Here is a 21,365-nt window from a genome sequence, read left to right on the forward strand (position 1 = left end):
CCAGACATCCACCATCCCATCACATATTCAACGCTCGCTTCTGCACCGCCAGCGCGGCTTCGCGCATGACTTCCGACAGCGACGGGTGAGGGTGGCTGATGATGCCGATGTCTTCGGACGCCGCCTTGAATTCCAGCGCCGCCACGCCTTCGGCAATCAGATCCGAGGCATTGGCCGAGATGATATGCACGCCCAGCAGCTCGTCGGTCTTCGCGTCGGCAATCATCTTGATAAAGCCATCGGGGCGGCCCATGCCCATTGCGCGGCCGTTGGCCTGCATCGGGAACTGGCCCGTCCGGTATTCGCGGCCTTCGGCCTTGAGCTGCGCCTCGGTCTTGCCCACCCAGGCAATCTCCGGCTCGGTGTAGATCACCCAGGGAATGCAGTTGTAATCGATGTGTGGCTTCTGGCCGTCGATGACTTCGGCCACCATCACCCCTTCGTCTTCGGCCTTGTGCGCCAGCATCGGCCCGCGTACCACATCGCCGATGGCATAGACACCGGGCACCGAGGTGCGGCACTGGTCATCGACCGGGATAAAGCCACGCGCGTCCGTGGCCAGCCCCACGGCGTCGAGGCCCAGGTCGTCGGTATTCGGCACGCGGCCGATCGACACGATCAGGCGGTCCGCATCGAGCTTCTGGTCGGCGCCGTCCTTGTCCTTGTAGCTGATGGTCACGCCCTTGGCCTTGGCCTTCACCTCGCCGATGTTGACGCCCAGGTGAATCGTCAGCCCCTGCTTCTTGAACAGCTTGGCGGCTTCCCTGGCGATTGCTTCATCGACGGTGCCCAGGAAAGCGGGCAGCGCCTCAAGGATGGTCACTTCGGCACCGAGCCGGCGCCAGACCGAACCGAGTTCCAGGCCGATGACGCCCGCACCGATCACCGCGAGCTTTTTCGGGACGGAATCGAAGGACAGGGCGCCCTCGTTGTCGGACACGATCTTGTTGTCGACCGGCACCCCGGGAAGGTGGCGCGCCTTGGAACCGGTGGCGATGATGACGTTGCGCGCGGTGTAGGGCTTGGTCTCGCCACCTTCACCAGCCTCCACGGTGATCACGCCATCGGCCGCGCGACCCTTGAGCTTGCCGTGCCCCTTGATCCACGTGACCTTGTTCTTGCGGAACAGGAATTCCACGCCGCCCGTGAACTTGTCGACGATGGCCGCCTTGCGGCTGATCATCTGCGCCAGATCGAGCGTCACGCCCTTGATCTGCACGCCGTGCTCGGCCATGCCGTGCTGGGAGTACTCGAAGTGTTCGGATGACGCCAGCAGGGCCTTGCTGGGAATGCAGCCGACATTGAGGCAGGTGCCACCCAGCCGGGGTTTGCCGGCGTCGTCCTTCCATTCCTCGATGCAGGCCACGGTCTTGCCCAGCTGCGCGGCACGGATGGCGGCGATATAACCGCCCGGACCCGAACCGATCACGAGCACGTCGAAGTCCGCCTTGGCGGATGCACTGGCGCCGCCAGTTGTGGGGGCTGAAGCCGTGACAGCGGCCGGGGCTGGCGGAGGCGCGGCTGCGGCAGCCGGGGCGGGCGCCGGAGCAGGTGCGGCGGCCGGGGCCGCGGCAGTGGCCTTGCCCTCGGTATCGACCACCGCAATCACTTCGTCGGCGTGCACGATTGCGCCGTCCGGCTTGACGATCTGCGCCAGGACGCCGTTGTCCGGACTGGGCACTTCCAGCGTGACCTTGTCGGTTTCCAGTTCCACGAGGATTTCGTCGCGCTGGACGGCCTCGCCGGGCTTCTTCTTCCACTGGATCAGCGTGGCTTCCGAAACAGATTCGGAAAGCTGGGGCACCTTCACTTCGATCGTGGCCATGATCTTCCTTGGGGTTTTCCGTGTGGCGAAAGCTTCCAGTCTAGGAGAGCACGCGTGCGGCCATGCGATGCGAGATTAAGGGTTTACCCTTGATTTCAATGCAAACGGCCCGCCGGAAGGGCGGGCCGTTGTCAGGGCGGCCAGGATTGGCCGCCGTCAGCGCAGGTATCAGTGGCCGGCGCTCTGGCCGCCGTCGACGTGCAGGATCTCGCCGGTTACGAACGGTGCCGATTCCAGGAACAGCACGGCTTCGGCGATATCGCTCATCTCGCCCATATGGCCCATCGGATGCAGTGCACCGAGCGCTTCATGGGTTTCCGGCGCATGCATCGGCGACTTGATGATGCCGGGAGATACGGCGTTCACGCGGATGCCACGCTTGGCATATTCCACGGCCAGCGACTTGGTGGCCGAGTTGATGCCGCCCTTGGTCAGCGATGCCAGCACCGAAGGCACGCCCTGGATCGCATGGTCGACCAGGCTCGTGGTGATGCTTACCACGTGGCCGCTGCCTTGCTTTTCCATCTGGGCGATTGCCAGCTGCGTGATGAAGAAGAAGCCGGCCAGGTTCACACCGGTCTTGGTGGCGAAGTCTTCCGCCGTGTAGCTCGTGAACGGCTTGGCGATGAAGATGCCTGCGTTGTTGACCAGTGCGTCGACGCGGCCGAACTTCTCGATGGCCTGCGAAACCACCCGGCGTGCCGTCTCGGGATCGGCGATGTCGCCCGGCACGGCCAGGATATTCGCGTCATCGGACTGCTGGATGCTGCGTGCCGTTGCCACGACGCGATAGCCGCGCTGGCGATAGGCCTTGACCAGCTCTGCGCCGATGCCTTGCGATGCGCCAGTAATAATGGCGACCTTTTGTGCTGCCTGGGTGTTTTGCGTGGTGCTCATGCTTTGCCTCATTTATCTGGGATGACCTTGGCGTCTTGCCAATCGAACCGACGTGGTCGATGTCAGGAAATGTAGGTGAGGCAAGCCGGGGATTGAACGGCACCGGCGCACAAACAGTTATGCGCGTCGGTAACAAGTGCGCTGGCGTGGCATGATGCGGCAGGCTGACGGGCGGAGGACACGATGACTGCGCTGGACGAACATGCGGCGGGCAACCGGCCCATCGAGACGACGGTATTCCGGCAGGACGCGCTGTCCATCGGGCTGGTGTTGCCGCTGCTGCGCAAAGGCGAGATCGCGCCGGATTTTCATGCGCAGCTCGATCTCGCGGCGCGCGCCGACGCGCTCGGATTCCGCGCGCTCTGGGTGCGCGACGTGCCGCTCAACAGCGCGGAATATCCCGATCCGGTCGGTCATCTGGACCCGTGGGTGCTGCTCGGTGCGCTGGCCACGCGGACGCGACGGATTGCGCTGGCCAGTGGCGCCATCGTACTGACGTTGCGTCATCCCCTGCATATCGCCAAGGCGGCGATTTCCGTGAATGCACTGTCGGGGCAGCGCTTTATCCTGGGACTTGGCTCGGGTGATCGCCCGCCCGAATACGCGGCGTTTGGCCGCGACACCGAAGCACGGCGCGACCTGTTCCGCGATCATTGGGAAACGGTGAGTGCATCGGTGGGGTTGCCGTCGCGTGTGATGCCCGATCTGCGCCCGGAAGGTGCGCCGGACTTCTACCTACTGCCTCGCCAGGCGCGTGCCGTGCCGCTACTTGCCGTGGGCTCGGGCGGGCAAAGCGTCGACTGGATCGCGCGCCATGCGATTGGCTGGATGACGTATCACCGCGACCCCGAAACGCAGCGAGACCGGCACCGGCTCTGGCGCATTGCCGTGGAACGGGGTGCGCCCGAGCAGTTTCGTGCATTCGGCGCTGCCATGCGCATCGAACTATCGGATCGGGCGGATGAAGCACCATCGCCGCTGAACCTGGGCTATCGCACTGGTGCGCGTGCGCTGGTGGACCTGCTGGGCGAGATGCGCCAGGCCGGTACCCATCATGTGGCGCTGAACATCACGGACTCTCCAAGGCCGCCGGCGGAAGTGCTGGAGGAACTGGCCATGTCGGTGCTGCCCCACTTCCACGGCATCCCGACGGTGACGTCATAGCGCGCACAGCGTGGCGGCGATCACCAGGGCGGTTGCGGCAACGCCAAGGGGTTCGCTGAAATCGCTGCCACCGTGCATCAGTGCCGATGACACCAGCGGGCCGACGATCTGCCCCACGCCGTAGGCCGCGGTCATCACGGCAAACAGGTTGAAGCTGACCTTGTGCGCCAACCGGCGCGCAGCCGGTGCGGCAATCGTGACCGTACCCATGAAGGTGCCGCCGACCAGCACGGCACTGGCCAGATAAGCCACCGCGGAGTGGCTCAGCGCGGGCAGGATGACGCCCAGCGCCTGTACGCCAAGATTCCACTGCATCGCACGCCGCGTACCCAGACGCTCGTGCACGGCATGCCACAAGAAACACGACGGCGCCGCGCCGAGGCCGAATACGGCCCACACATGGATCGGATCGACGTGGCCCAGTGCATCGCGCACGAACAGCGGCAGATAGGTGGCGGTGATGATGTAGCCAAAGCCGGCCAGGCCGTAGCTCGCGATCAGCGGCGCTGGTCCGAGCAGCCCTTGGGGAGCGACGGCCGTGGTGCGGACATCGCCATCGCGCCCGCGCAGCCGCAGCGCCTGCCAGGCCAGTCCGCTCAGCACCAGTGCGCCAACGGCGAGTGCGAGCCACAGCGCCAGGCTGTGCCAATCCGCGAGGTTGCCCACGGCAATCAGTTCGGCGGACACCACGATGCCGATGCCGACGCCCGAGAACATCAGCGGTGCGCCATCGTGCCGGGCACGCACGTGCAGCAGCCAGGACGCCGCACTGACCAGCGCCAGCGCACTCAGCACACCCGAGGCAAAGCGCACGGCAATCAACAGACTGTCTGGCAGCGGCAAGGCCAGTGCCGCAAGTGACGCCACCGTGCCAGCCAGTGCGATGCGGGACCAAAGCCCCGCGCTGGCATGCGGAATACGTGCCGCGAGCAGCGCGCCGAGCAGATACCCGGCGTAGTTGGCGGAAGCGGCGAGAGAACCCGTGGCTACGCTCATCGTGCCATCGCGCACCATCAGCGGATACATGCCGGTGAATGCAAAGCGGCCGAACCCCATTGCCACGGCCAGGACCAGGGCCGCGGCAATCGCTTCACCCAGCGATGCGCGGGGGCTGGCATCGCGCCGCAGCCGCGCCGCCGATGCTGATGTCGATGCCGTTAGAGAGGGTGCACTGGAATCCGCCATGATCTTCTCGCGCCGTATCTATGATTTCTGTAATTCTCAAAAAGAGATAGATAAATTAATAAATATCTCAATATGGGAATCATAGAAGATGCCGCGTCCCTGGATTGTTCCGCCATGTATCAAGTGATGTTCCGGCTGCGCAATACAGGGATGGGCCGATCAGGCCGAGAACTTCTCGACAAGAAAGTCGACGAGAGTCCGCACCCGGCGCGATATGTGGCGCGCGTGCGGATAGAGCAGGACGAAGGGGCGCGTGCTGCCGCCGAATTCCTGCAGGACCTGCACCAGCGTGCCATCGCGCAGATCCTGCTCGACAACGAAGCGGTAGGTCTGGAACAGCCCGGCACCGGCACGCGCAAGCGTGGCGCCGCCGAGTGCATCTTCGGACGTGGCATAGGAGCCGGTTGTCACCACATCGAGGTCTTCGCCATCGACGCGGAAGGTCCACGGAATGCGCCGTCCGCTGCTTGGCCGCTCGAACTGGATGCATTCATGCGCCAGCAGGTCGTCAAGGGTCTTGGGCGTGCCGTGCCGCTTCAGATACGCGGGCGTGGCGACCACGACCATTTCCGCGTCTTCGAGCTTGCGGGCGATCAGCGTGGAATCGTCGGGCGCGCGGCCACGCACGGACAGGTCGTAGGTGTCATCGGCAAAATCCACGTTGCGGTTGCTGATATGGACGTCGATGTCCACCTCGGGGAATCGCTCGCGGAATTCCGGCAGCACGGGCAGCACGCGATAGTGCGCGTAGGGCGTGGGCAGGCTGATGCGCAGGAGACCCGCCGGCGTGGCGTGCTGGCCGCTGATCTGGCGCTCGGCGTCCACCAGTTGGGCCAGCGCCTGGCGGGTTTCCTCGAAATAGGTCTTGCCTTCGTCGGTCAGCCGGATCTGGCGCGTGGTGCGCACGAACAGCCGGACGCCGAGCCGCTCTTCCAGCCGCGACACACTGCGGCTGACGGCGGCCGGTGTGACGCCAGCCGCCACCGCGGCGGCCGTGAAGCTGCTGAGTTCGGCTGCCAGGCAGAAGAGTTCGATGCTGCCCAGTTGTAGGTCGTCGAATTGGCGCTTCATGATCGGTGAGTGTGGAGGCGGTACGCAACGGGAGTGTATGCGATGCCACACCGTTGCGCCGGTCTTCCACTCACGGCCAATGTCGGGTCCGGCTGAAGCTGATGTGCCGCCGGTCAGCCTCCGACCAGACTGTTTCCCGCCGTGGTCGCACGGTCTGGTGACGCTTGACGGCAGTGCGCGCAGTGGCCCACCAGGGCCAGGTCGACGTTGGCCGGCTGCAGGGCTTGCCTGTGAAAGCGTCTGAGCATTGCACGCTCCAGTTCGGCGTCGAAGATCTCGGTCAGGCTGCCGCAGCGAGTGCAGTAAAAGTGCCGGTGAATCGCCTGGTCGGCCAGTTCGTAGAACGTCGTCGTCCTGTTTTTGCCGTCCGGCACCACGACGCGCGAGAGCAGGCCGTCCGCCGCAAGATCGTAGATAGCGCGCCGGAAACTGGAAATGGCAAGGCCGTCCTGCTGCTTCAGCATGGCGGCGCAAAGCTGCTCGGCACTGAGATGCCGCTGCGGGCTTTGGCGCAGGATATCCAGAACCGCAACGCGCGAGGCACTGGCTGGAAGCTGACGCTGCGCCAGCAGCTGGGTGGATGTTTGTTGCGTGTCGCTAGGCATTGCCGGGATTCAGGACCTCGGGATTGGACTGGCGGCCGGCACTGCCACCAGGCGCCCGCAAGACTAGCCAATCTTCCTTAGCCGGAGATTAATTCCTGCCCAAGGCGCCGGTTGCCTGCCGTGGCGCATGGTCGACTTGTTCCGCCGTGTATCAATTCATGTTCTCCCCGGCACGTTTATTGGCCGTTGGGTGGCTCCTATATTCGGTTCCAAGCGAACGGCGGACTGTGCCGCCCGCAGCAGGAACCCAATGACCCGAGGAGTCACTATGTCCGTCGAATCGAAACTCGCCGCCCGCGGCCTGACCTTGCCGCTGCCGCCCAAGCCGCTCGGCAGCTACACCGCTGTCAGCCAGGCGGGCGACCTGCTGTTTATCTCCGGGCAACTGCCGCTGCAGGACGGCAAGGTGGTTTGGCAGGGGCAGGTCGGCCGCGAGCTGACCGTGGAGCAGGGCAAGCAGGCCGCGCAGCTTGCGGCGCTGAACGTGCTGGCGCAAATCCACGCGCACCTGGGCGGATTCGAAAGGCTCGATCACATCGTGCGGGTAGAGGGATACGTCACCAGTGCCCCAGGCGTGCTCGACCAGCCCGCCGTGGTGGACGGTGCATCGGACCTGTTCGCCGATGTGCTGGGAGAGAAGGCCGGTCACGCACGGGCCGTCTATGCGCAAAGCCAGCAGCCCGGCAATGCAGCCGTGATCCTGGTGGTCATCGCCCAGGTCAAGCCTGAGTGAGGGCGGTCACGCATCGCGGGCAATTTGCAAAACGGATCGGCTGGCTTGCCATCGCGGCGGCCATGCTTGGCGCCGGTCCGGTTCACGCCGAAGACGATCCGCGCCAGAAGTAGGAAATCCCCATTTCATCACGCACCGTCGGGCGACACATGGCCGGCGGTGCGCCTTTACGCGAGAAAGAACATGGAACTGATTTATATCGCCGACCCGATGTGCTCCTGGTGCTACGGATTCGGCAAGGAAATGACGGCGCTGCAGCAGCGCTTTCCGGATGTACCGCTGCGCATCGTCGTGGGCGGCATTCGTGCGGGTGCCACCGATGTGCTGGACGAAGCCGGCAAGCGCTTCCGTCTGCAGCACTGGACCCGCGTGGAGGCGGCCAGCGGTCTGCCGTTCAACCGCGAGGCATTTCGCGCGCGGGAGGGTTTTGTCTACGACACCGAGCCGATCTGCCGCGCCGTGGTGACGGCCCGGCGCCTGGCGCCCGCTGCCGATCTGCTGGCCGTGTTTCGCGCGCTCCAGCATGCGTTCTATGTCGACGGACTGGATACCACCGACGGCAACGTGCTTGCCTCGGTGGCCACCGAGGCATTGGCGCGGCAGCAGCATGACGTGGCATCGGCGGATTTTCTGGCCGCCTGGAACAGCCAGCCGGTCATCGAGGAAACGGCGCAGGACTTCCGCACGGCGCGGCAGTGGGGCGTGAGCAGCTTCCCGACGCTGGCGCTTCGTGTTGGCGAGAAGCTCTATCAGGTGTCGGGTGGCTACGCCTCGGCGGACACCGTGGCCGCGCAGATCGAGCAGACGCTCGAAGCGGTGCGCGCGGCGGCATAAGCGGGGCGGGCCGCCATTGCGTGCGGCCCGCCATTCGCAAAAACGGCGCGCCTGCGTTTGGCGCGCCGTTTCGCATCGGGCAGACAGGTTCAGCCTTGGGTCAGCGCCGGAAAGCGCGGCACCACGTGCATGGCCAGTTCCTCCAGTACCGCTTCCGCCGGGCGGCTGCCGTACTTGAGATTGAACAGCACATGGTTGGCGCCTGCGCGTTCCAGTGTTTCGAGATGACGCATCAGCCAGCTACGTCCCAGCCGATGCCCGCCGTGGATCGGCGTCGGCGATACGTTGGGATCGGCAACGAGGTCGATGTGATAGGGCTGCGCAAACGGTTTGAAGACACCGGGTGCGACCGATTCGACAGTGTCGTGCCACTGGCGGATCAGCTCGACCTGGAAGTCCATGCGGCGCGGATACGTGATCCAGCCATCGGCCTTGCGTGCGATCCAGTCCACCGATTGCTGGCTGTTGCCGGTCACGATCAACGGAACGCGCCGCGCCACGGGCTTGGGCACGAGGTCTGCGCCTTCGAGCGTGCCGTACGTGCTTTGCACCGTCGGCCAGGATTGACCCCATACGGTATCCAGATACGCCACCTGCTCGCGGAACAGCGTGCCTCGCTCGGCGTGGTCCACGCCAAAGGCGGGAAACTCGATGGCGCGGTCGCCGGAGGCAATGCCCAGTACCAGACGGCCATTGGTGAGGTTGTCGATGCTGGCGGCAGCCTTGGCCGTATGCAGCGGATGCCGCAGCGGCAACACGATGGCCGCGGTGAACAGCGCGACCGACGATGTCTGGCCGGCAACATAGCCGAGCCATGTCCAGGGATCGTAAATCTGGCCGAGATCGCCGAAGTTCGGATCGCGCAGCGGAACGTCGCGCACGCCGAGCGCGGCAAAGCCGGCCGATTCCGCGAGCCGCGCGATGCGGATCTGGTCGGTCATGGACGGCGCATCTCCGGCGTACGACTCGATGGCGAACAGCACGCCGAGCGTCAGCTTGCCGGGCGCGAACATCCGCGCGAAGCCAGGGTTCGATTGCGGCAGGGCGTGGGAGGCGGGGGCCAGCATCATTGCCCCCGCTTGGTCACGTCGTGCGGGGCGCTTAGTGGCAGGCCAAGGAACGTGTACGGCAAGTCGTCGAGCTCTGCGGCTTCGAGCCACATGCCTTGCGGCAATTCGTCAGCCCAATGGCTTTGCAATGGGCGCGTGGTGCTCGCGGTGTCTGATGGGTCGGACTTCATGGCAACTCCTGATGTGTGAAGCAGGTGATCCCATTCTGGTCAAACCTTCGCGCGAGATCATCGGGGTCGGCCGCAAATCATTTGTTCCCCCGCATTGACAGTGCCGTGGTGCGTCGTCCGTGCCCGGCGCGCTTGTTACACGGTGTATGCACTCATGTTCCACAGGCGCTGTTTATCGGCCGTACGCGCGCGCCTACATTGCATTCGGACGATGCGAATGACGGCGCGGCCCACCCCAATACTCCATTCCCTATTGCCTATTGCACGGAGATCATCATGACTGTGACCCAGAGGCAGGCGCCGGTCGATTGCGCGCATCAGCATGTCTTGCAGCAGCTGCAGACTTACCTCGATGGCATCTACGACGGTGATGTCGACGCGCTGCGATCCACCTTTCATCCGGACGCGCTGCTGTTTGCCGAAGTGCGCGGCGAGATCGTGCAGAAGACGGTCGACGCCTATCTGCGGGGCGTGGCAAGCCGTGAAAGCCCGGCGTCACTCTGCGAGCCGTACGGGATGTCGATCCTGTCGGTGGACGTGCTGGGCAAGACCGCGTCGGCCAAGGTTCGTGTGAAGGTGGCGGCCAACAACTACTACAACTTCCTGTCGCTGCTGAGGATCGGCAAGGAATGGCTGATCGTCAACAAGCTCTATACCCATATCGAAGAGTGAGCCGCTGCCCGGTTATGGGCGATAGCGCGGGAAGGCAGCCTGGCACGGCTGCCTCCCGCGTAGGCATCACCGCGCCAGCACCTCGATGATCCGCCGGCCGATGTACTCACCGTGTGTTTCCAGCGCGAAGTGTCCCGTGTCCAGCAACTCCACCACGGCATTCGGGTTATCGCGCTTGTACGCCTCCGCACCGGGCGGGATGAAGAACGGATCGTTCTTTCCCCAGATGGCCAGCGTAGGCACCTGGGCCTGGCGGAAGAACGCCTGGAAGGCGGGATACAGCTTCAGGTTGTTGGCGTAGTCCAGGAACAGGTCGAGTTGGATGTCCTTGTTGCCGGGCCGCTCCAGCAGCGCGGCATCGAGCATGTACGACTCGGGCGCCACGCTTTCGGGGTTTGCCACGCCGTGCACGTACTGCCACTTGGTGCCTTCCAGATGCAACATCGCGTCGTGGATGACCTGCCGGTTGGCCGCGCTCGGGTCTGCCCAGTAGGCGCGGATCGGCGCCCAGGAGTCACCCAGCCCTTCCAGATAGGCATTGCCGTTCTGCGACACCAATCCCGTCACCCGCTCAGGATGTGCCAGCGCCAGGCGTAGGCCGGTGGGTGCGCCGTAGTCGAATACATACATCGCGTACCGCTCCAGGCCGATCGCATCGACGAACGCGCCGATGGTCTGTGCGAGGTTATCGAACGTATAACGATAGTTACGCGCGGCGGGTACTTCGGTAAAGCCGAAGCCGGGCAGATCGGGGGCGATCACGCGGAAGCGCTTGGCGAGCTGGGGAATCAGATTGCGGAACTGGTGCGACGAGGTCGGAAAGCCGTGTAGCAAAAGCATCACGGGAGCCTGGGCATCGCCAGCCTCGCGGTAAAACACGTGCACGCCGTCGGCGTCGGCAAATCGGTACTGCACGGTGGAATCCGGGGTGGGGGTCGCGCTCATCGCTGGCTCCTGACAGGTTCGGTTGCGGATCGGGGTGCTGCCGTGAAGCGAATTCTAGTCGCAATTAGTAACCTGTCAAGTGTATTTATAACGGTTACGTCGACGGGGCGAAAAAAAATGGACCGATCCGGCTGGAGGTCCAGGCTTTTTGGATGTGCCAACCATTAGTGGCTGACCGACCCTATCCGAACGGATGAGTTGGATAAGCACCCGGCTGAGCTGGCCAAGCCTCTTGTACAGCAGTCAGACGTCGGCGCAACCGATACGATCGACGCTATTGGTGACGGCCCGTTCGGGTACGCCATCGTTCCCCAATATTTCGAGGTATTGGCATGACGCTCCCCTTGGTTGCCCCTTTGCAGTTCATGGAAATCAGCCGCCGCTATCTGCTGCCGGCGGCCGGCCTTGCTGGTTCAGTGGGTCAAGTGCCAGACGTCGAGCGCCATTTTCGAGGCGAGCACGGTCAGAATGACGCCCACCACCAGGCGCTGGGCAAGCAGCCATTGAGGCCGTCCGGCCAGTAGCGCCGCGGCGCGGCCCGATGACAACGCGACGAGTGCGTTGACGCCGGCGAACGCCACGGTCAGCGCCAGTCCAAGCATCAGGGTTTGCCCAAGCACCCCGCCCGCCGGGTAATCGATGAACTGCGGCAGGATCGACAGGAAAATCAGCGCGAGCTTGGGATTGAGCAGGCTCGTCATGGCACCCATCGCAAACAGCCGGCGCGGCGGCGCGGCCGGTACGGCCTGGACCTGCAAGGGCGACCGGCCACCGGGACGCAGCATTTGCCAGGCCATGTAGAGCAGATAGAGCGCACCCGCCAGCCCGAGCATTCGCGCGGCACCGGGGATGGCCAGGAACAGCGCACTGATGCCGAACGCCGCGCTGAGCATATAGGTCAGGTATCCCAGCATCACGCCGGCCAGCGAGATCAGGCCGGCCCGGGTGCCCTGCGAAACCGAGCGTGCCATCACGTAGACCATGTTCGGCCCGGGCGTCACGGCCAGCAGTCCGCCTACGGCCATGAACTCGACCATTGCTCTCATCGCATCCACCCATCCCGTTTGATCGCCAATGCGGGCAGTATCGGATTGCCCAATAGATAAGTAAAACGGGATATATTGATCGCATTGTTCAGATTTTCTGATGCGATGAAAAAGCTCGATCTCGACGTACTGGAAATGGTCGTGGCCGTGGCGGAGGCCGGGTCCTTCGCGCGCGCGGCTGAAGCGCTGCATCGTTCGCCATCGGCGGTCAGCATGCAGATCAAGACGATTGAAGACGTGCTCGGCAAGCCGCTGTTCGTGCGGACCACGCGCAATGTCGCGCTGACCGAGGACGGCAGGACACTGGTTGATTACGGACGGCGCATGTTGTCGATGCGTGAGGAAGCCTGGGCGGCGGTGGTGCGTCCGGAAATCCGTGGCCGCGTCACGATCGGCGTGCCCGATGACTACGCGCCGTCGTTGCTGCCTCCCGTGCTGCGCAAGTTCGCGGCCGCGCATCCGCGCGTGGAGATCCGCGTCATCGGCATGCCCAGCAACGCATTGGTCCCGCTGCTCAAGGACAACACACTCGATCTGGCCTGCCTGACAAAGACCCGGGGCGTTTCCGGAGAACGGCTCCGGAAGGAACCGATCGAGTGGGTTGCGGCACGCGGCGGCAAGCCGGTCTGGCACGAGCGCCCGCTGCCGATTGCGCTGTTCGCACCGGGCAGCGCGGCGCGCGCGCATGCCATTGCCGCGCTCCAGCGCGCCAATATCCGCTATCGGACTTCCTATGAAAGCCCAAGCCTGCTGGGGCTGATCAGTATGGTCGAGGCGGGCTTGGCTGTCGCGCCGCTGGCGCGATGCAGTATCCCGGCGCATCTGGCGATTCTGGGCGAGTCCGAAGGGCTGCCACCGCTCGATGCGCTCGACGTGATACTGGCGCGCAGCGCCGGATCGGACCGCCCCCCGTGCGATTTCCTTGCCGAGCAGATGCTGGCCGACCTGCGCGCCTGATTCTGCCGGTGCGTGACGCCTCGGCCGCATGGGCGTGCACGCGAATAATAGATTTCACTCATCATTAAAACTGGTGTAGAGTCAAAGCTATCTTTATGCAAGTAACTGCATGCGAGGTAGCGATGAGTGCAAGGGACGTAGTGCTGTGTCACCCGGTTCGGACCGCGATCGGGGCTTTCAATGGATCGCTCAAGGGCACCCCCGCCAGCGAGCTTGGCGCGACGGTGATTCGGGAATCCGTGCGCCGTGCCGGTATCGATCCGGCGGAAGTCGGCAGTGTGGTGTTTGGCAACGTGGTACAGGCCGGCAACCGGATGAACCCGGCGCGGCAGGCTGCCGTCGGTGGAGGGGTGCCGGTGGCGGTCCCCGCAATGACGGTCAACCGGGTATGCGGGTCCGGCGCACAGGCCATCGCCACGGCGGCTGACGAGGTGCGGCTGGGCTATACCGATGTGGCAATCGCGGGCGGCATGGAGAACATGGACCGTGCCCCGTACCTGCTGCCGAGTGGCCGCTGGGGTAGTCGCATGGGTGATGCCACGATGCATGACAGCATGCTGTACGACGGCCTGCAGGACGCATTCTCGGGCCAGCATTCCGGCTGGCATACCGAAGACCTGGTAGCCCGATATGAGCTGAGCCGCGAGGTGCAGGACCGCTGGGCCGAGCGCTCGCAGGCGCGCTTTGCGCGGGCGCAGAAGGGCGGCCGCTTTGCCACGCAGATTGTCGACGTACCGCTGAAGACGAAGCAGGGCACCGTCGCGTTCAATGTGGACGAAGCCGCCCGCCATGACACCACGCTTGAGACGCTGGCGCGGCTGAAGCCCGCCTTCCGTCCTGACGGCACCATCACCGCCGGCAACGCACCGGGCATCAATAGCGGAGCCGCCGCGGTGCTGGTCGCGGAGCGCGCTTTCGCCGAGCGGCGCGGCCTGGCGCCAATGGCACGACTGGTGGCGTATGGCGTGGGCGCGGTCGAGCCGGGCATGTTCGGCCTTGGGCCGGTGCCGGCCGTGCGGCAGGCGCTGCAGCGCGCGGGCTGGTCGCTCGGCGACGTCGAGCGCTTTGAAATCAACGAAGCATTCGCGGCGGTGCCGCTTGCCGTGGCGGCCGAGCTTGGCCTGCCGCATGACATCATCAACGTCGATGGCGGCGCCATCGCGCATGGCCATCCGATTGGGGCAACCGGCGCGGTGCTGACCACGCGGCTGCTGTACGCGATGCAGGCCGACGGCATTCGGCGCGGCATCGTCACCTTGTGCATCGGCGGCGGGCAAGGCATCGCGCTGGCGCTGGAAGCGCTTTCCTGAGGGCCGCGACGATGAAGATCCTGGTATTGGGTGCCGGTGGCATGGGCGGGTACTACGGGGCGCGGCTGATCGAGGCTGGGGCCGATGTCACATTCCTTGTGCGGCCACAGCGCGCCGATGCGCTGGCGCGGCACGGCCTGCGCATGCGCAGCGAACTGGGCGATTTCGAAGGGCCGGTGCGGACGGTGATGGCCGGGGATACGGGCCACGGCTACGACCTCGTGCTGCTGGCGTGCAAGACTTACGACCTCGATGCGGCGATGGATGCGATTGCGCCGGCGGTTACCGGTCATGCGGCGGTGTTGCCGTTGCTCAATGGGCTGTCCGCCTACGATGCGCTGGACCGGCGCTTTGGCCGGGCGCGCGTGCTCGGTGGCGTGTCGTACATCGCCACGACGCTCGCATCGGATGGCGCGATCTCGCACGCGGGGCGCATGGATAAATTGATCGTAGGCGCGCGCTCGGCGGATACCGAGGCGTTGGCCCGCGATTTCCACGCGCTGATGTCCCGCACGCCCGGTGTGCGGGCGCTGTCGGCGGACATCGATCAGGCGCTCTGGAACAAGTGGGCGATGATTGCCGCCGGTGCGTTGATGACCTGCCTGATGCGTGGCACGGTGGGCGACATCGTGAAAACCCGCGACGGCCGCGCGCTGATGGAGCAGGCCATCGAAGAATGCCGTAGCGTGGCGGAACTTGCCGGCCATGCCTTGCCGGAGGACGTGCTGGCCGATGTGCGCGGCCGTCTGCTCGACGATTCGTCGACCTGGGCGGCATCGATGATGCGCGATATCGCACAGGGCGCGCCTCGCATCGAAGCCGATGCCATCGTTGGCGACCTGATCGCGCGGGCCGCAGAGGCCGGCATCGATCTGCCGCTGAGTCGCATTGCGTACTGCCACCTTCAGGTCTACGAAGGCAGGCAGCGCGCGTAACGATCGGCGCCTCACTCCTCTCCGGATATCGATCCGGGCGAGGAGTGAGGCGTGGGGTGCATCACCAGCGTTCCATATACGGCCGCAGGTCGAGTTCGAACGTCCAGGCATCGCGCGGCTGCGCATGCAGATACCAGTAGTTGTCCGCGATGTGCTCCGGATTCAGGATGCCATCCTGTTCCTTCAGCGCGTAGCGCTCGGGAAAGGTGTCGCGGATAAACGCGGTGTCGATCGCGCCATCGACCACCACATGGGCGACGTGAATGTTCCGCGGCCCCAGCTCTCGTGCCATGCTCTGGGCCAGCGCGCGCAAGGCGTGCTTGGCACCGGAGAACGCCGCGAAGTTCGCGCTGCCACGCAATGCCGCCGTGGCGCCGGTGAACAGGATCGTGCCCCGGCCACGCGCCACCATCCTGCGCGCCGCGGCCTGCGCATTGAGAAATCCGCTGAAACAGGCCATTTCCCAGATCTTGAAGTACTTGCGCGGCGTTTCCTCCAGGATGCTGCACGGCACATTGGCACCGATGTTGAAGACGAGCACCTCGACCGGGCCGTGATCCGCTTCGATCTGTTCGAATAGCTGCGTCACGTCTTCTTCCTTGCGCGCATCGCTGCTGTATCCAAACGCCTGGCCGCCTGCGGCGCGGATGCTGTCGACCAGCGGCTGCAATTTATCCGCGCTGCGCCGCGTGACGCAGGCGATATACCCTTCGCGGGCGAAGCGTCGGGCGATGGCTCCGCCGGTGGCGTCACCCGCGCCGATGACCAGGGCAACCTTCTGCCGGGATTGAGTGGTTGTCATGTTGTCTCCGTTGATCGTCGATAGTGTAGTGGCACTGCGTTGTCTTCGCCGGACCTTGCTGGATCGGGCGTCCTGCAATACTGGTTGTCGGCGCGCCCGCAGGCCACGGACGTGTCGCGCGGTGGCCGGCCGGCGGCGTATGCGGCCGGCACGACGTTAGCGGTGGCCAGCATGGCCAGCACGAGCAGACGGAGTGTGGAGCGAATCATGGCGGTCTTCCTGTTCGTCAGTGCGCATCGGCGGACGGCGCCTTTGGCGGTGCGATCTTGCGCATCAACGGCACCAGCGGTATGGCGACGACGAAGCACACCAGGATCACCAGGAACGCATCGGCGTAGGTGAGCGTGTGGGCTTCGCGCATCACCAGTGCCCACAGTTGGCGGATGGCGGCGGTCTGGCCGTCGTTGACCTCGTTGCTCAAGGCGGACAGGTGTGCCGTGCTGTTGCCAAGAAACTCGGTCATGGCTTCGTTGCGGATGTTCAGATGCTCGGCCAGCCGCAGGAAGTGGAGGTTGGTGCGGTCGTTCAGGATCGTCGCGCAGGCAGCAATGCCGATGGCGCCGCCGAGATTGCGCATCAGATTGAACAGGCCGGACGCGAGCTTGAGCCGCGCGGGCGGCAAGGCCCCGAGTGTCAGTGTCACCGTGGGTGCCACGGCAAACTGCTGTCCCATGCCGCGCAGGGCCTGGGGCAGCATCAGCTCGGCGCTGCCCCAGTCATGCGTGATCGGCGCGAAGGACCACATCGACAGCGCGAACAGCGCCAGACCAAACATCAGCAGCCAGCGCAGATCCACCCGGTTCGCCAGGAACGAATAGATCGGGATCGACATGACCTGGAACAGGCCGGTGGAGAAGATGGCCAGGCCCGTTTGCAGCGCGCTGTAGCCGCGCACCTGCCCAAGGAACAGCGGAGTCAGATAGATGGTGGCGAAAATGCCGATGCCGGTGACGAACGAAAAGAAGCATCCAAGCGCGAAATTGCGGTCCTTGAGCGCGCGCAGATCGACCACCGGGTTGGCGAACGTCAGCGAACGCCACAGAAAGGCGATGCCCGAGATGCCCGAGATCCATGCCGTCGTCAGGATGGTCTGGTCGCCAAACCAGTCCCAGCGCGGGCCTTCTTCCAGCGTGTATTCCAGGCACCCGAGGAACAGCGCCAGCAACACCATGCCGGTATAGTCGGCGCCCTTGAGCAGTGACCAGTCGGGATGGTCGATCTTTACCAGCATCGGTACCACGACCATCACGAAGATGCCGGGCACGAGGTTGATGAAGAACAGCCAGTGCCACGAGTAGTTGTCGGTGATCCAGCCACCGACCGTGGGGCCCAGCGTCGGCGCGAGCGAGGCCAGGCCGCCGATGATGGCGGCGGCGGCCACGCGCTGGCGTCCGGCGAAGAACGCGAACGCGGTGGTGAACACCATCGGGATCATCGACCCGCCCAGAAAGCCCTGCGCGGCGCGGAAGGCGATCATGCTGTCGATGTTCCAGGCAATGCCGCAGAGCAGGCTGGTCAGCGTGAAGCCGGCGGCCGACGCGGCGAACAGCCAGCGCGTGGACATCACCCTGGCCAGCCATCCAGACAGCGGAATGACGATGATTTCGGCAATCAGGTAGGCCGTCTGCACCCATACGGTTTCGTCGGTACCCGCGGACAGGCCGCCGCCGATATCGCGCAGCGAGGCGGAAACGATCTGGATGTCGAGCAGGGCGATGAACATCCCCACGCACATCGTGCCAAATGCCAGCACCTTCGTCGCGATAGGCAGGTCCGCCGGAGACGGCAGCGCCGGTTGTGCGGGCTTGCCGGGCGTGGTCGCGTTGGGCGTGGCCGGGCTTGCGGAGACTGCGGTGCTCATGACTTGCTCTGTGCCTTGTCCACGGCGGGCGTAGCGTCGCTACGATCCGCTTGGGTGTCGATCTCCGCCACGACGGACAGGCCCGGGCGCAACACGCCGAGCTTTGCGTCGGCATCGTCGAGCACGATGCGCACTGGCACACGCTGGACGATCTTGGTGAAGTTGCCCGTGGCGTTTTCGGGCGGCAGCACGCTGAACTGCGCGCCGGTGGCCGGCGCCACGCTCTGCACGCGCCCGTGAAATACCTTGCCGGGCATGATGTCCGCCACGATGCTGGCGCGCATGCCGGGCTTCACATGCGCCAGCTGCCCTTCCTTGAAATTCGCATCGACCCACAGGCCACGCGCCGGCACGATCGACAGCAACTGGCCGCCGCTTGGCGCATAGGCGCCCACACGAGCGCGGCGATTGCCCACCGTGCCGTCAACCGGCGCGCGGAGTTCGGTGTATCCGACGTTCAATCGTGCGATGTCCCGCTCCGCGACGGCCTGGGCCAGCGATGCTTCGGCCTGTTGCTTCTGCGTGGCGATCACGTCGAGCTGCCGGCGCGAGGCTTCGACGCTGGCCTTCGCCTTCTGGCCGTTCGCCAGCGACTGCTTGAAGTCGGCATCGGCCTTCTGTGAGCTTTGGATCGATACCGCCGATTTGGCAACCAGGTTCGCGTAGCGTACCTGGTCGTCGCGCGCACGCACGGTTTCCGCATCGGTGGCGGCGACGCTGGCGCGGGCCTCGGCGATCACCGCTTCCTGCAGCCTGGCGCGGGCATCGAGATTGCCGATCAGTGCCTGCTGCGAGGCCACGGCGCCTTCGGCCTTGGCCAGTGCGGCGCGGTAGTCGCGGTCGTCGATACGGGCCAGCAGGTCGCCCGCATGCACGGCCTGGTTATCGGTCACGAGCACTTCGGTCAGGTATCCGGGGACCTTCGCGGCAATCAGCGTGACATCGCCGCCGACATAGGCGTCGTCGGTCTCCTGCACAAACCGGGCATCGGTCCACCAGTGGTAGCCATACCCCACGGCCACCAGGGCAATCAATGCACCGCCGGTGCGGATTAGCAGGGCCTTCCTGCCTGGTCTTGCTTTGGTCGGGACGGCCTCTGCAGACGCGCGATCGGCGGTTGTGGTGCTGCTAGTCATGGAATGGCTCCGTATTTAGACAACGCCTGTGGCAGGCGTGAAAGGGGTCGATTCGGTGGGTTGCGCCTGGGCTTCCGCCCGGGCCTGGGCCGAGCGCTCCAGGCGTGCGCGCAACGCGGGGCTGGCCGCGGGGCCGGGCGCGATGCAGTGATCGGTTTCGGTGATGCGCTGGCCGGTATCGGCATCGACCAGCGCGATGCGCACGGGGCGGCCCGAGTGGCGCTCCACCAGTTGCACGGTGCCTTTCTGGTCGGAGAAGTGGCGGTCGCCCCAGTCCATCAGCGTCAGCAGGACTGGGCGGAAATCGCGGCCGCGCTCGGTAAGCACGTAGTCGTCGCGCGGCGGATGTGCGCTGTAAGGCCGGCGCGCCAGCAGTCCTTCGTCGACCAGGCTGGTCAGGCGCCGCGTCAGCATGTTGGGCGCGATGCCAAGCCGCTTCTGAAAATCGTCGAACCGGGTGGCGCCGTAGAACGCTTCACGCAGGATCAGTACCGACCACGTGTCGCCAACCCGCTCTATCGCGCGTGCCGTCGGGCACGACGCATCCTTGTGTGACTTCCTTTGCATCGCAGTTGCCTCTCTCAAAAAGAGGTTGCTATCAACATGAAAGTTAGTCTAGGCTATTAACTATCATCGTGCAAGTAAGTTTTGCATGAAGGCAACCGAAAGGAATGGAAATGACGAAGCAGGCACAACAGGGATTGGGAAAGCGGACGGTGACGCTGGCGGCATCCATCGCGGCGATGTTTGGTCTGGCTGCCTGCGCAGTCGGGCCGGACTATCGCGCGCCGGATGTGGCGATGCCGCAGGCGTACCAGCACGCGGCGGAACTGGCGCCGGTCAACGATGCGCGGGCGCCGGTGTCGCTGGATGCCTGGTGGAATGGCTTTGACGATCCGCTGCTGACCAGCATCGTCCAGCGCGTGCTGGACCAGAACCTGGACATGGCCGCATCCGTGGCGCGCGTCGAGCAGGCGCGTGCGGCAGCCAGCTTCGCGGGTGCTGAACTGTTGCCGCAAGGCAGCGCGTACGGCGACGTCAGCAAGCAGCGCCAGTCACTGGAAAGCCCGCTGGGCAAGATCGGTAGCACGCTGCCCGGCTACAAGCGCGGGCAGACGCTCTATTCGGTGGGGGCGGCCGCGACATGGGAGATCGACATTGCCGGTGGATTGCGGCGCGGTGCCGAGGCCGCGGATGCGGAGTTGCAGGCCGCCGAGGCCAGCCACCTTGGTGTGCGGATACTGGTTGCCGCCGAAGCCGCCGACGCCTACTTCCGCGTGCGCGCCGCCCAGAGCCGGATCGCCATTGCCCAGCAGCAGGTCACGACCAACCAGCGCCTGCTCGATCTGGTTCGGCTGCGCCTGGCGGACGGCATCGGCGCGGAGCGGGAGCAGGCACAGGCCGAAGCCCAGCTCGCGCAAACTCGGGTCACGATTCCCCCGCTGCGCATCGAGCTGGAAACGCAGCTCAATCGCCTGGATGTGCTGATGGGCGCGCAACCGGGCACCTACGCCGCGGAACTGCGCGACCCCCGCGGTGCACTGACCGTGCCGCAGGTGGCGCTGGCCCAGGGGCCCGCCAATCTGCTGCAGCGGCGCCCGGATGTCATCGCGGCCGAGCGTCGACTCGCCGCGTCGAACGCGCGCATCGGCGTGGCCACTGCCGAGTATTACCCGAAGGTTTCGCTGTCCGCGCTACTCGGATTCGAAAGCCTGTCGGCAAGCAAGCTCTTTACCGCTCAGGCATTCCAGCCCGCCGCTGCTGGCGGCCTGCGCTGGCGCCTGTTCGATTTCGGGCGTGTCGATGCCGAGGTTGCGGGGGCCAAGGGCGCGCATGCCGAGGCGCTGGCGAACTATCGCAAGGCGATGCTGCAAGCCACCGCCGACGTCGAGGATGCGCTGGTCACGCTGACCCAGCTCGACGAACAGAGCCACGAACTCGACAAGGAGGTTGGCGCGCACGAACGCGCACGCAATGCTTCCGAAGAAGCGTACAAGGGCGGCGCGGTCAGCCTCTTCGAAGTCCTGGACGAAGACCGGCAACTGCTGGCCGCACGCGATCAGCAGGCCAAGGTGCGTGCCGATAACGCGCGCGCGGCGGTGTCGGCATTCCGGGCGCTGGGCGGCGGATGGTCGTGAAGCGGCGCC

22 protein-coding genes are annotated in these 21,365 nt (G+C 65.1%); 8 read left to right on the forward strand and 14 right to left on the reverse strand.

All coding sequences use genetic code 11. From position 1 onward, the window contains the following. Positions 1-19 precede the first annotated feature (19 nt). Both lpdA and AC3FLX_RS07950 read right to left on the reverse strand, forming a co-directional pair. Positions 20-1,825 carry a dihydrolipoyl dehydrogenase gene (gene lpdA, locus AC3FLX_RS07945; protein ID WP_488695384.1) on the reverse strand — a complete coding sequence of 602 codons (1,806 nt, stop codon included), beginning with the start codon at positions 1,823-1,825 and terminating at the stop codon, positions 20-22. 168 nt (positions 1,826-1,993) lie between these two features. After that, positions 1,994-2,722: an SDR family NAD(P)-dependent oxidoreductase gene (locus AC3FLX_RS07950; RefSeq protein WP_488695385.1), complete on the reverse strand. Its 729-nt coding sequence runs from the start codon at positions 2,720-2,722 to the stop codon at positions 1,994-1,996. 183 nt (positions 2,723-2,905) lie between these two features. On the opposite strand from AC3FLX_RS07950, the gene AC3FLX_RS07955 reads away from it, so the two are divergent. Next, the gene (locus AC3FLX_RS07955; RefSeq protein WP_488695387.1) at positions 2,906-3,886 is read left to right on the forward strand and encodes an LLM class oxidoreductase; all 981 of its coding nucleotides are present in this window, start codon (positions 2,906-2,908) and stop codon (positions 3,884-3,886) included. Here the strand turns inward: AC3FLX_RS07955 and AC3FLX_RS07960 are convergent. The 3 genes from AC3FLX_RS07960 to AC3FLX_RS07970 form a co-directional block, all read right to left on the reverse strand. Continuing rightward, entirely contained in the window at positions 3,881-5,071 is a 1,191-nt protein-coding gene (locus AC3FLX_RS07960) for a YbfB/YjiJ family MFS transporter (RefSeq protein WP_488695389.1), read from the reverse strand. The two genes, AC3FLX_RS07955 and AC3FLX_RS07960, sit on opposite strands and share 6 nt — an antisense overlap. Positions 5,072-5,230: 159 nt before the next feature. Continuing rightward, complete coding sequence (locus tag AC3FLX_RS07965) at positions 5,231-6,142, reverse strand: substrate binding domain-containing protein (protein ID WP_488695390.1); 912 nt, start codon at positions 6,140-6,142, stop codon at positions 5,231-5,233. A gap of 113 nt (positions 6,143-6,255) precedes the next feature. Next, positions 6,256-6,747, reverse strand: coding sequence for a Fur family transcriptional regulator (locus tag AC3FLX_RS07970; protein ID WP_488695392.1), 492 nt, complete (start codon positions 6,745-6,747; stop codon positions 6,256-6,258). A gap of 268 nt (positions 6,748-7,015) precedes the next feature. Between AC3FLX_RS07970 and AC3FLX_RS07975 the strand changes: the two genes are divergently transcribed. Then, the gene (locus AC3FLX_RS07975) at positions 7,016-7,480 is read left to right on the forward strand and encodes a RidA family protein (protein ID WP_488695393.1); all 465 of its coding nucleotides are present in this window, start codon (positions 7,016-7,018) and stop codon (positions 7,478-7,480) included. Between the two features lie 183 nt (positions 7,481-7,663). Further along, entirely contained in the window at positions 7,664-8,314 is a 651-nt protein-coding gene (locus AC3FLX_RS07980) for a DsbA family protein (protein WP_488695394.1), read from the forward strand. An 89-nt stretch (positions 8,315-8,403) separates the two neighbouring features. Here the strand turns inward: AC3FLX_RS07980 and AC3FLX_RS07985 are convergent, their stop codons facing one another. Together AC3FLX_RS07985 and AC3FLX_RS07990 are read right to left on the reverse strand one after the other, a co-directional pair. Then, the gene (locus tag AC3FLX_RS07985; RefSeq protein WP_488695395.1) at positions 8,404-9,384 is read right to left on the reverse strand and encodes an LLM class oxidoreductase; all 981 of its coding nucleotides are present in this window, start codon (positions 9,382-9,384) and stop codon (positions 8,404-8,406) included. Beyond that, positions 9,381-9,554, reverse strand: coding sequence for a hypothetical protein (locus AC3FLX_RS07990; protein WP_488695398.1), 174 nt, complete (start codon positions 9,552-9,554; stop codon positions 9,381-9,383). Before AC3FLX_RS07990 ends, AC3FLX_RS07985 begins: the two co-directional genes overlap by 4 nt. Positions 9,555-9,830: 276 nt before the next feature. Here AC3FLX_RS07990 and AC3FLX_RS07995 point away from each other — a divergent pair, with 276 nt between their 5' ends. Next, the gene (locus AC3FLX_RS07995) at positions 9,831-10,226 is read left to right on the forward strand and encodes a nuclear transport factor 2 family protein (RefSeq protein WP_488695399.1); all 396 of its coding nucleotides are present in this window, start codon (positions 9,831-9,833) and stop codon (positions 10,224-10,226) included. Between the two features lie 66 nt (positions 10,227-10,292). On the opposite strand, the gene AC3FLX_RS08000 is transcribed toward AC3FLX_RS07995, so the two are convergent. Next, on the reverse strand, positions 10,293-11,171 hold the full coding sequence (locus AC3FLX_RS08000; protein WP_488695400.1) for an alpha/beta fold hydrolase: 879 nt from the start codon (positions 11,169-11,171) through the stop codon (positions 10,293-10,295). A gap of 413 nt (positions 11,172-11,584) precedes the next feature. Further along, complete coding sequence (locus tag AC3FLX_RS08005) at positions 11,585-12,217, reverse strand: LysE family translocator (RefSeq protein ID WP_488695402.1); 633 nt, start codon at positions 12,215-12,217, stop codon at positions 11,585-11,587. 105 nt (positions 12,218-12,322) lie between these two features. Between AC3FLX_RS08005 and AC3FLX_RS08010 the strand changes: the two genes are divergently transcribed. The 3 genes from AC3FLX_RS08010 to AC3FLX_RS08020 all read left to right on the forward strand — a co-directional run bounded on the left by AC3FLX_RS08010 (position 12,323) and on the right by AC3FLX_RS08020 (position 15,419). Further along, positions 12,323-13,174 (forward strand): LysR substrate-binding domain-containing protein, encoded by an 852-nt coding sequence (locus AC3FLX_RS08010; RefSeq protein ID WP_488695403.1) that lies wholly within the window; start codon positions 12,323-12,325, stop codon positions 13,172-13,174. A gap of 122 nt (positions 13,175-13,296) precedes the next feature. Next, positions 13,297-14,484 (forward strand): thiolase family protein, encoded by a 1,188-nt coding sequence (locus AC3FLX_RS08015; RefSeq protein ID WP_488695405.1) that lies wholly within the window; start codon positions 13,297-13,299, stop codon positions 14,482-14,484. Positions 14,485-14,495: 11 nt separating this feature from the next. Next, positions 14,496-15,419 (forward strand): 2-dehydropantoate 2-reductase, encoded by a 924-nt coding sequence (locus AC3FLX_RS08020; protein WP_488695407.1) that lies wholly within the window; start codon positions 14,496-14,498, stop codon positions 15,417-15,419. Between the two features lie 61 nt (positions 15,420-15,480). Here AC3FLX_RS08020 and AC3FLX_RS08025 read toward each other — a convergent pair whose 3' ends face one another. The 5 genes from AC3FLX_RS08025 to AC3FLX_RS08045 all read right to left on the reverse strand — a co-directional run bounded on the left by AC3FLX_RS08025 (position 15,481) and on the right by AC3FLX_RS08045 (position 19,785). Next, positions 15,481-16,221, reverse strand: coding sequence for an SDR family oxidoreductase (locus AC3FLX_RS08025; RefSeq protein WP_488695409.1), 741 nt, complete (start codon positions 16,219-16,221; stop codon positions 15,481-15,483). Next, positions 16,218-16,430 carry a hypothetical protein gene (locus AC3FLX_RS08030; RefSeq protein WP_488695410.1) on the reverse strand — a complete coding sequence of 71 codons (213 nt, stop codon included), beginning with the start codon at positions 16,428-16,430 and terminating at the stop codon, positions 16,218-16,220. Before AC3FLX_RS08030 ends, AC3FLX_RS08025 begins: the two co-directional genes overlap by 4 nt. A 17-nt stretch (positions 16,431-16,447) precedes the next feature. Then, positions 16,448-17,956 (reverse strand): DHA2 family efflux MFS transporter permease subunit, encoded by a 1,509-nt coding sequence (locus AC3FLX_RS08035; protein WP_488695617.1) that lies wholly within the window; start codon positions 17,954-17,956, stop codon positions 16,448-16,450. Positions 17,957-18,078: 122 nt separating this feature from the next. Further along, entirely contained in the window at positions 18,079-19,218 is a 1,140-nt protein-coding gene (locus AC3FLX_RS08040) for an HlyD family secretion protein (protein WP_488695412.1), read from the reverse strand. A gap of 15 nt (positions 19,219-19,233) precedes the next feature. Further along, entirely contained in the window at positions 19,234-19,785 is a 552-nt protein-coding gene (locus tag AC3FLX_RS08045; protein ID WP_488695414.1) for a winged helix-turn-helix transcriptional regulator, read from the reverse strand. Positions 19,786-19,895: 110 nt separating this feature from the next. On the opposite strand from AC3FLX_RS08045, the gene AC3FLX_RS08050 reads away from it, so the two are divergent. Further along, positions 19,896-21,356 carry an efflux transporter outer membrane subunit gene (locus AC3FLX_RS08050; RefSeq protein ID WP_488695416.1) on the forward strand — a complete coding sequence of 487 codons (1,461 nt, stop codon included), beginning with the start codon at positions 19,896-19,898 and terminating at the stop codon, positions 21,354-21,356. Positions 21,357-21,365 lie beyond the last annotated feature (9 nt).

The sequence above is a fragment of the Cupriavidus sp. 291-E7 genome (assembly GCF_057798835.1).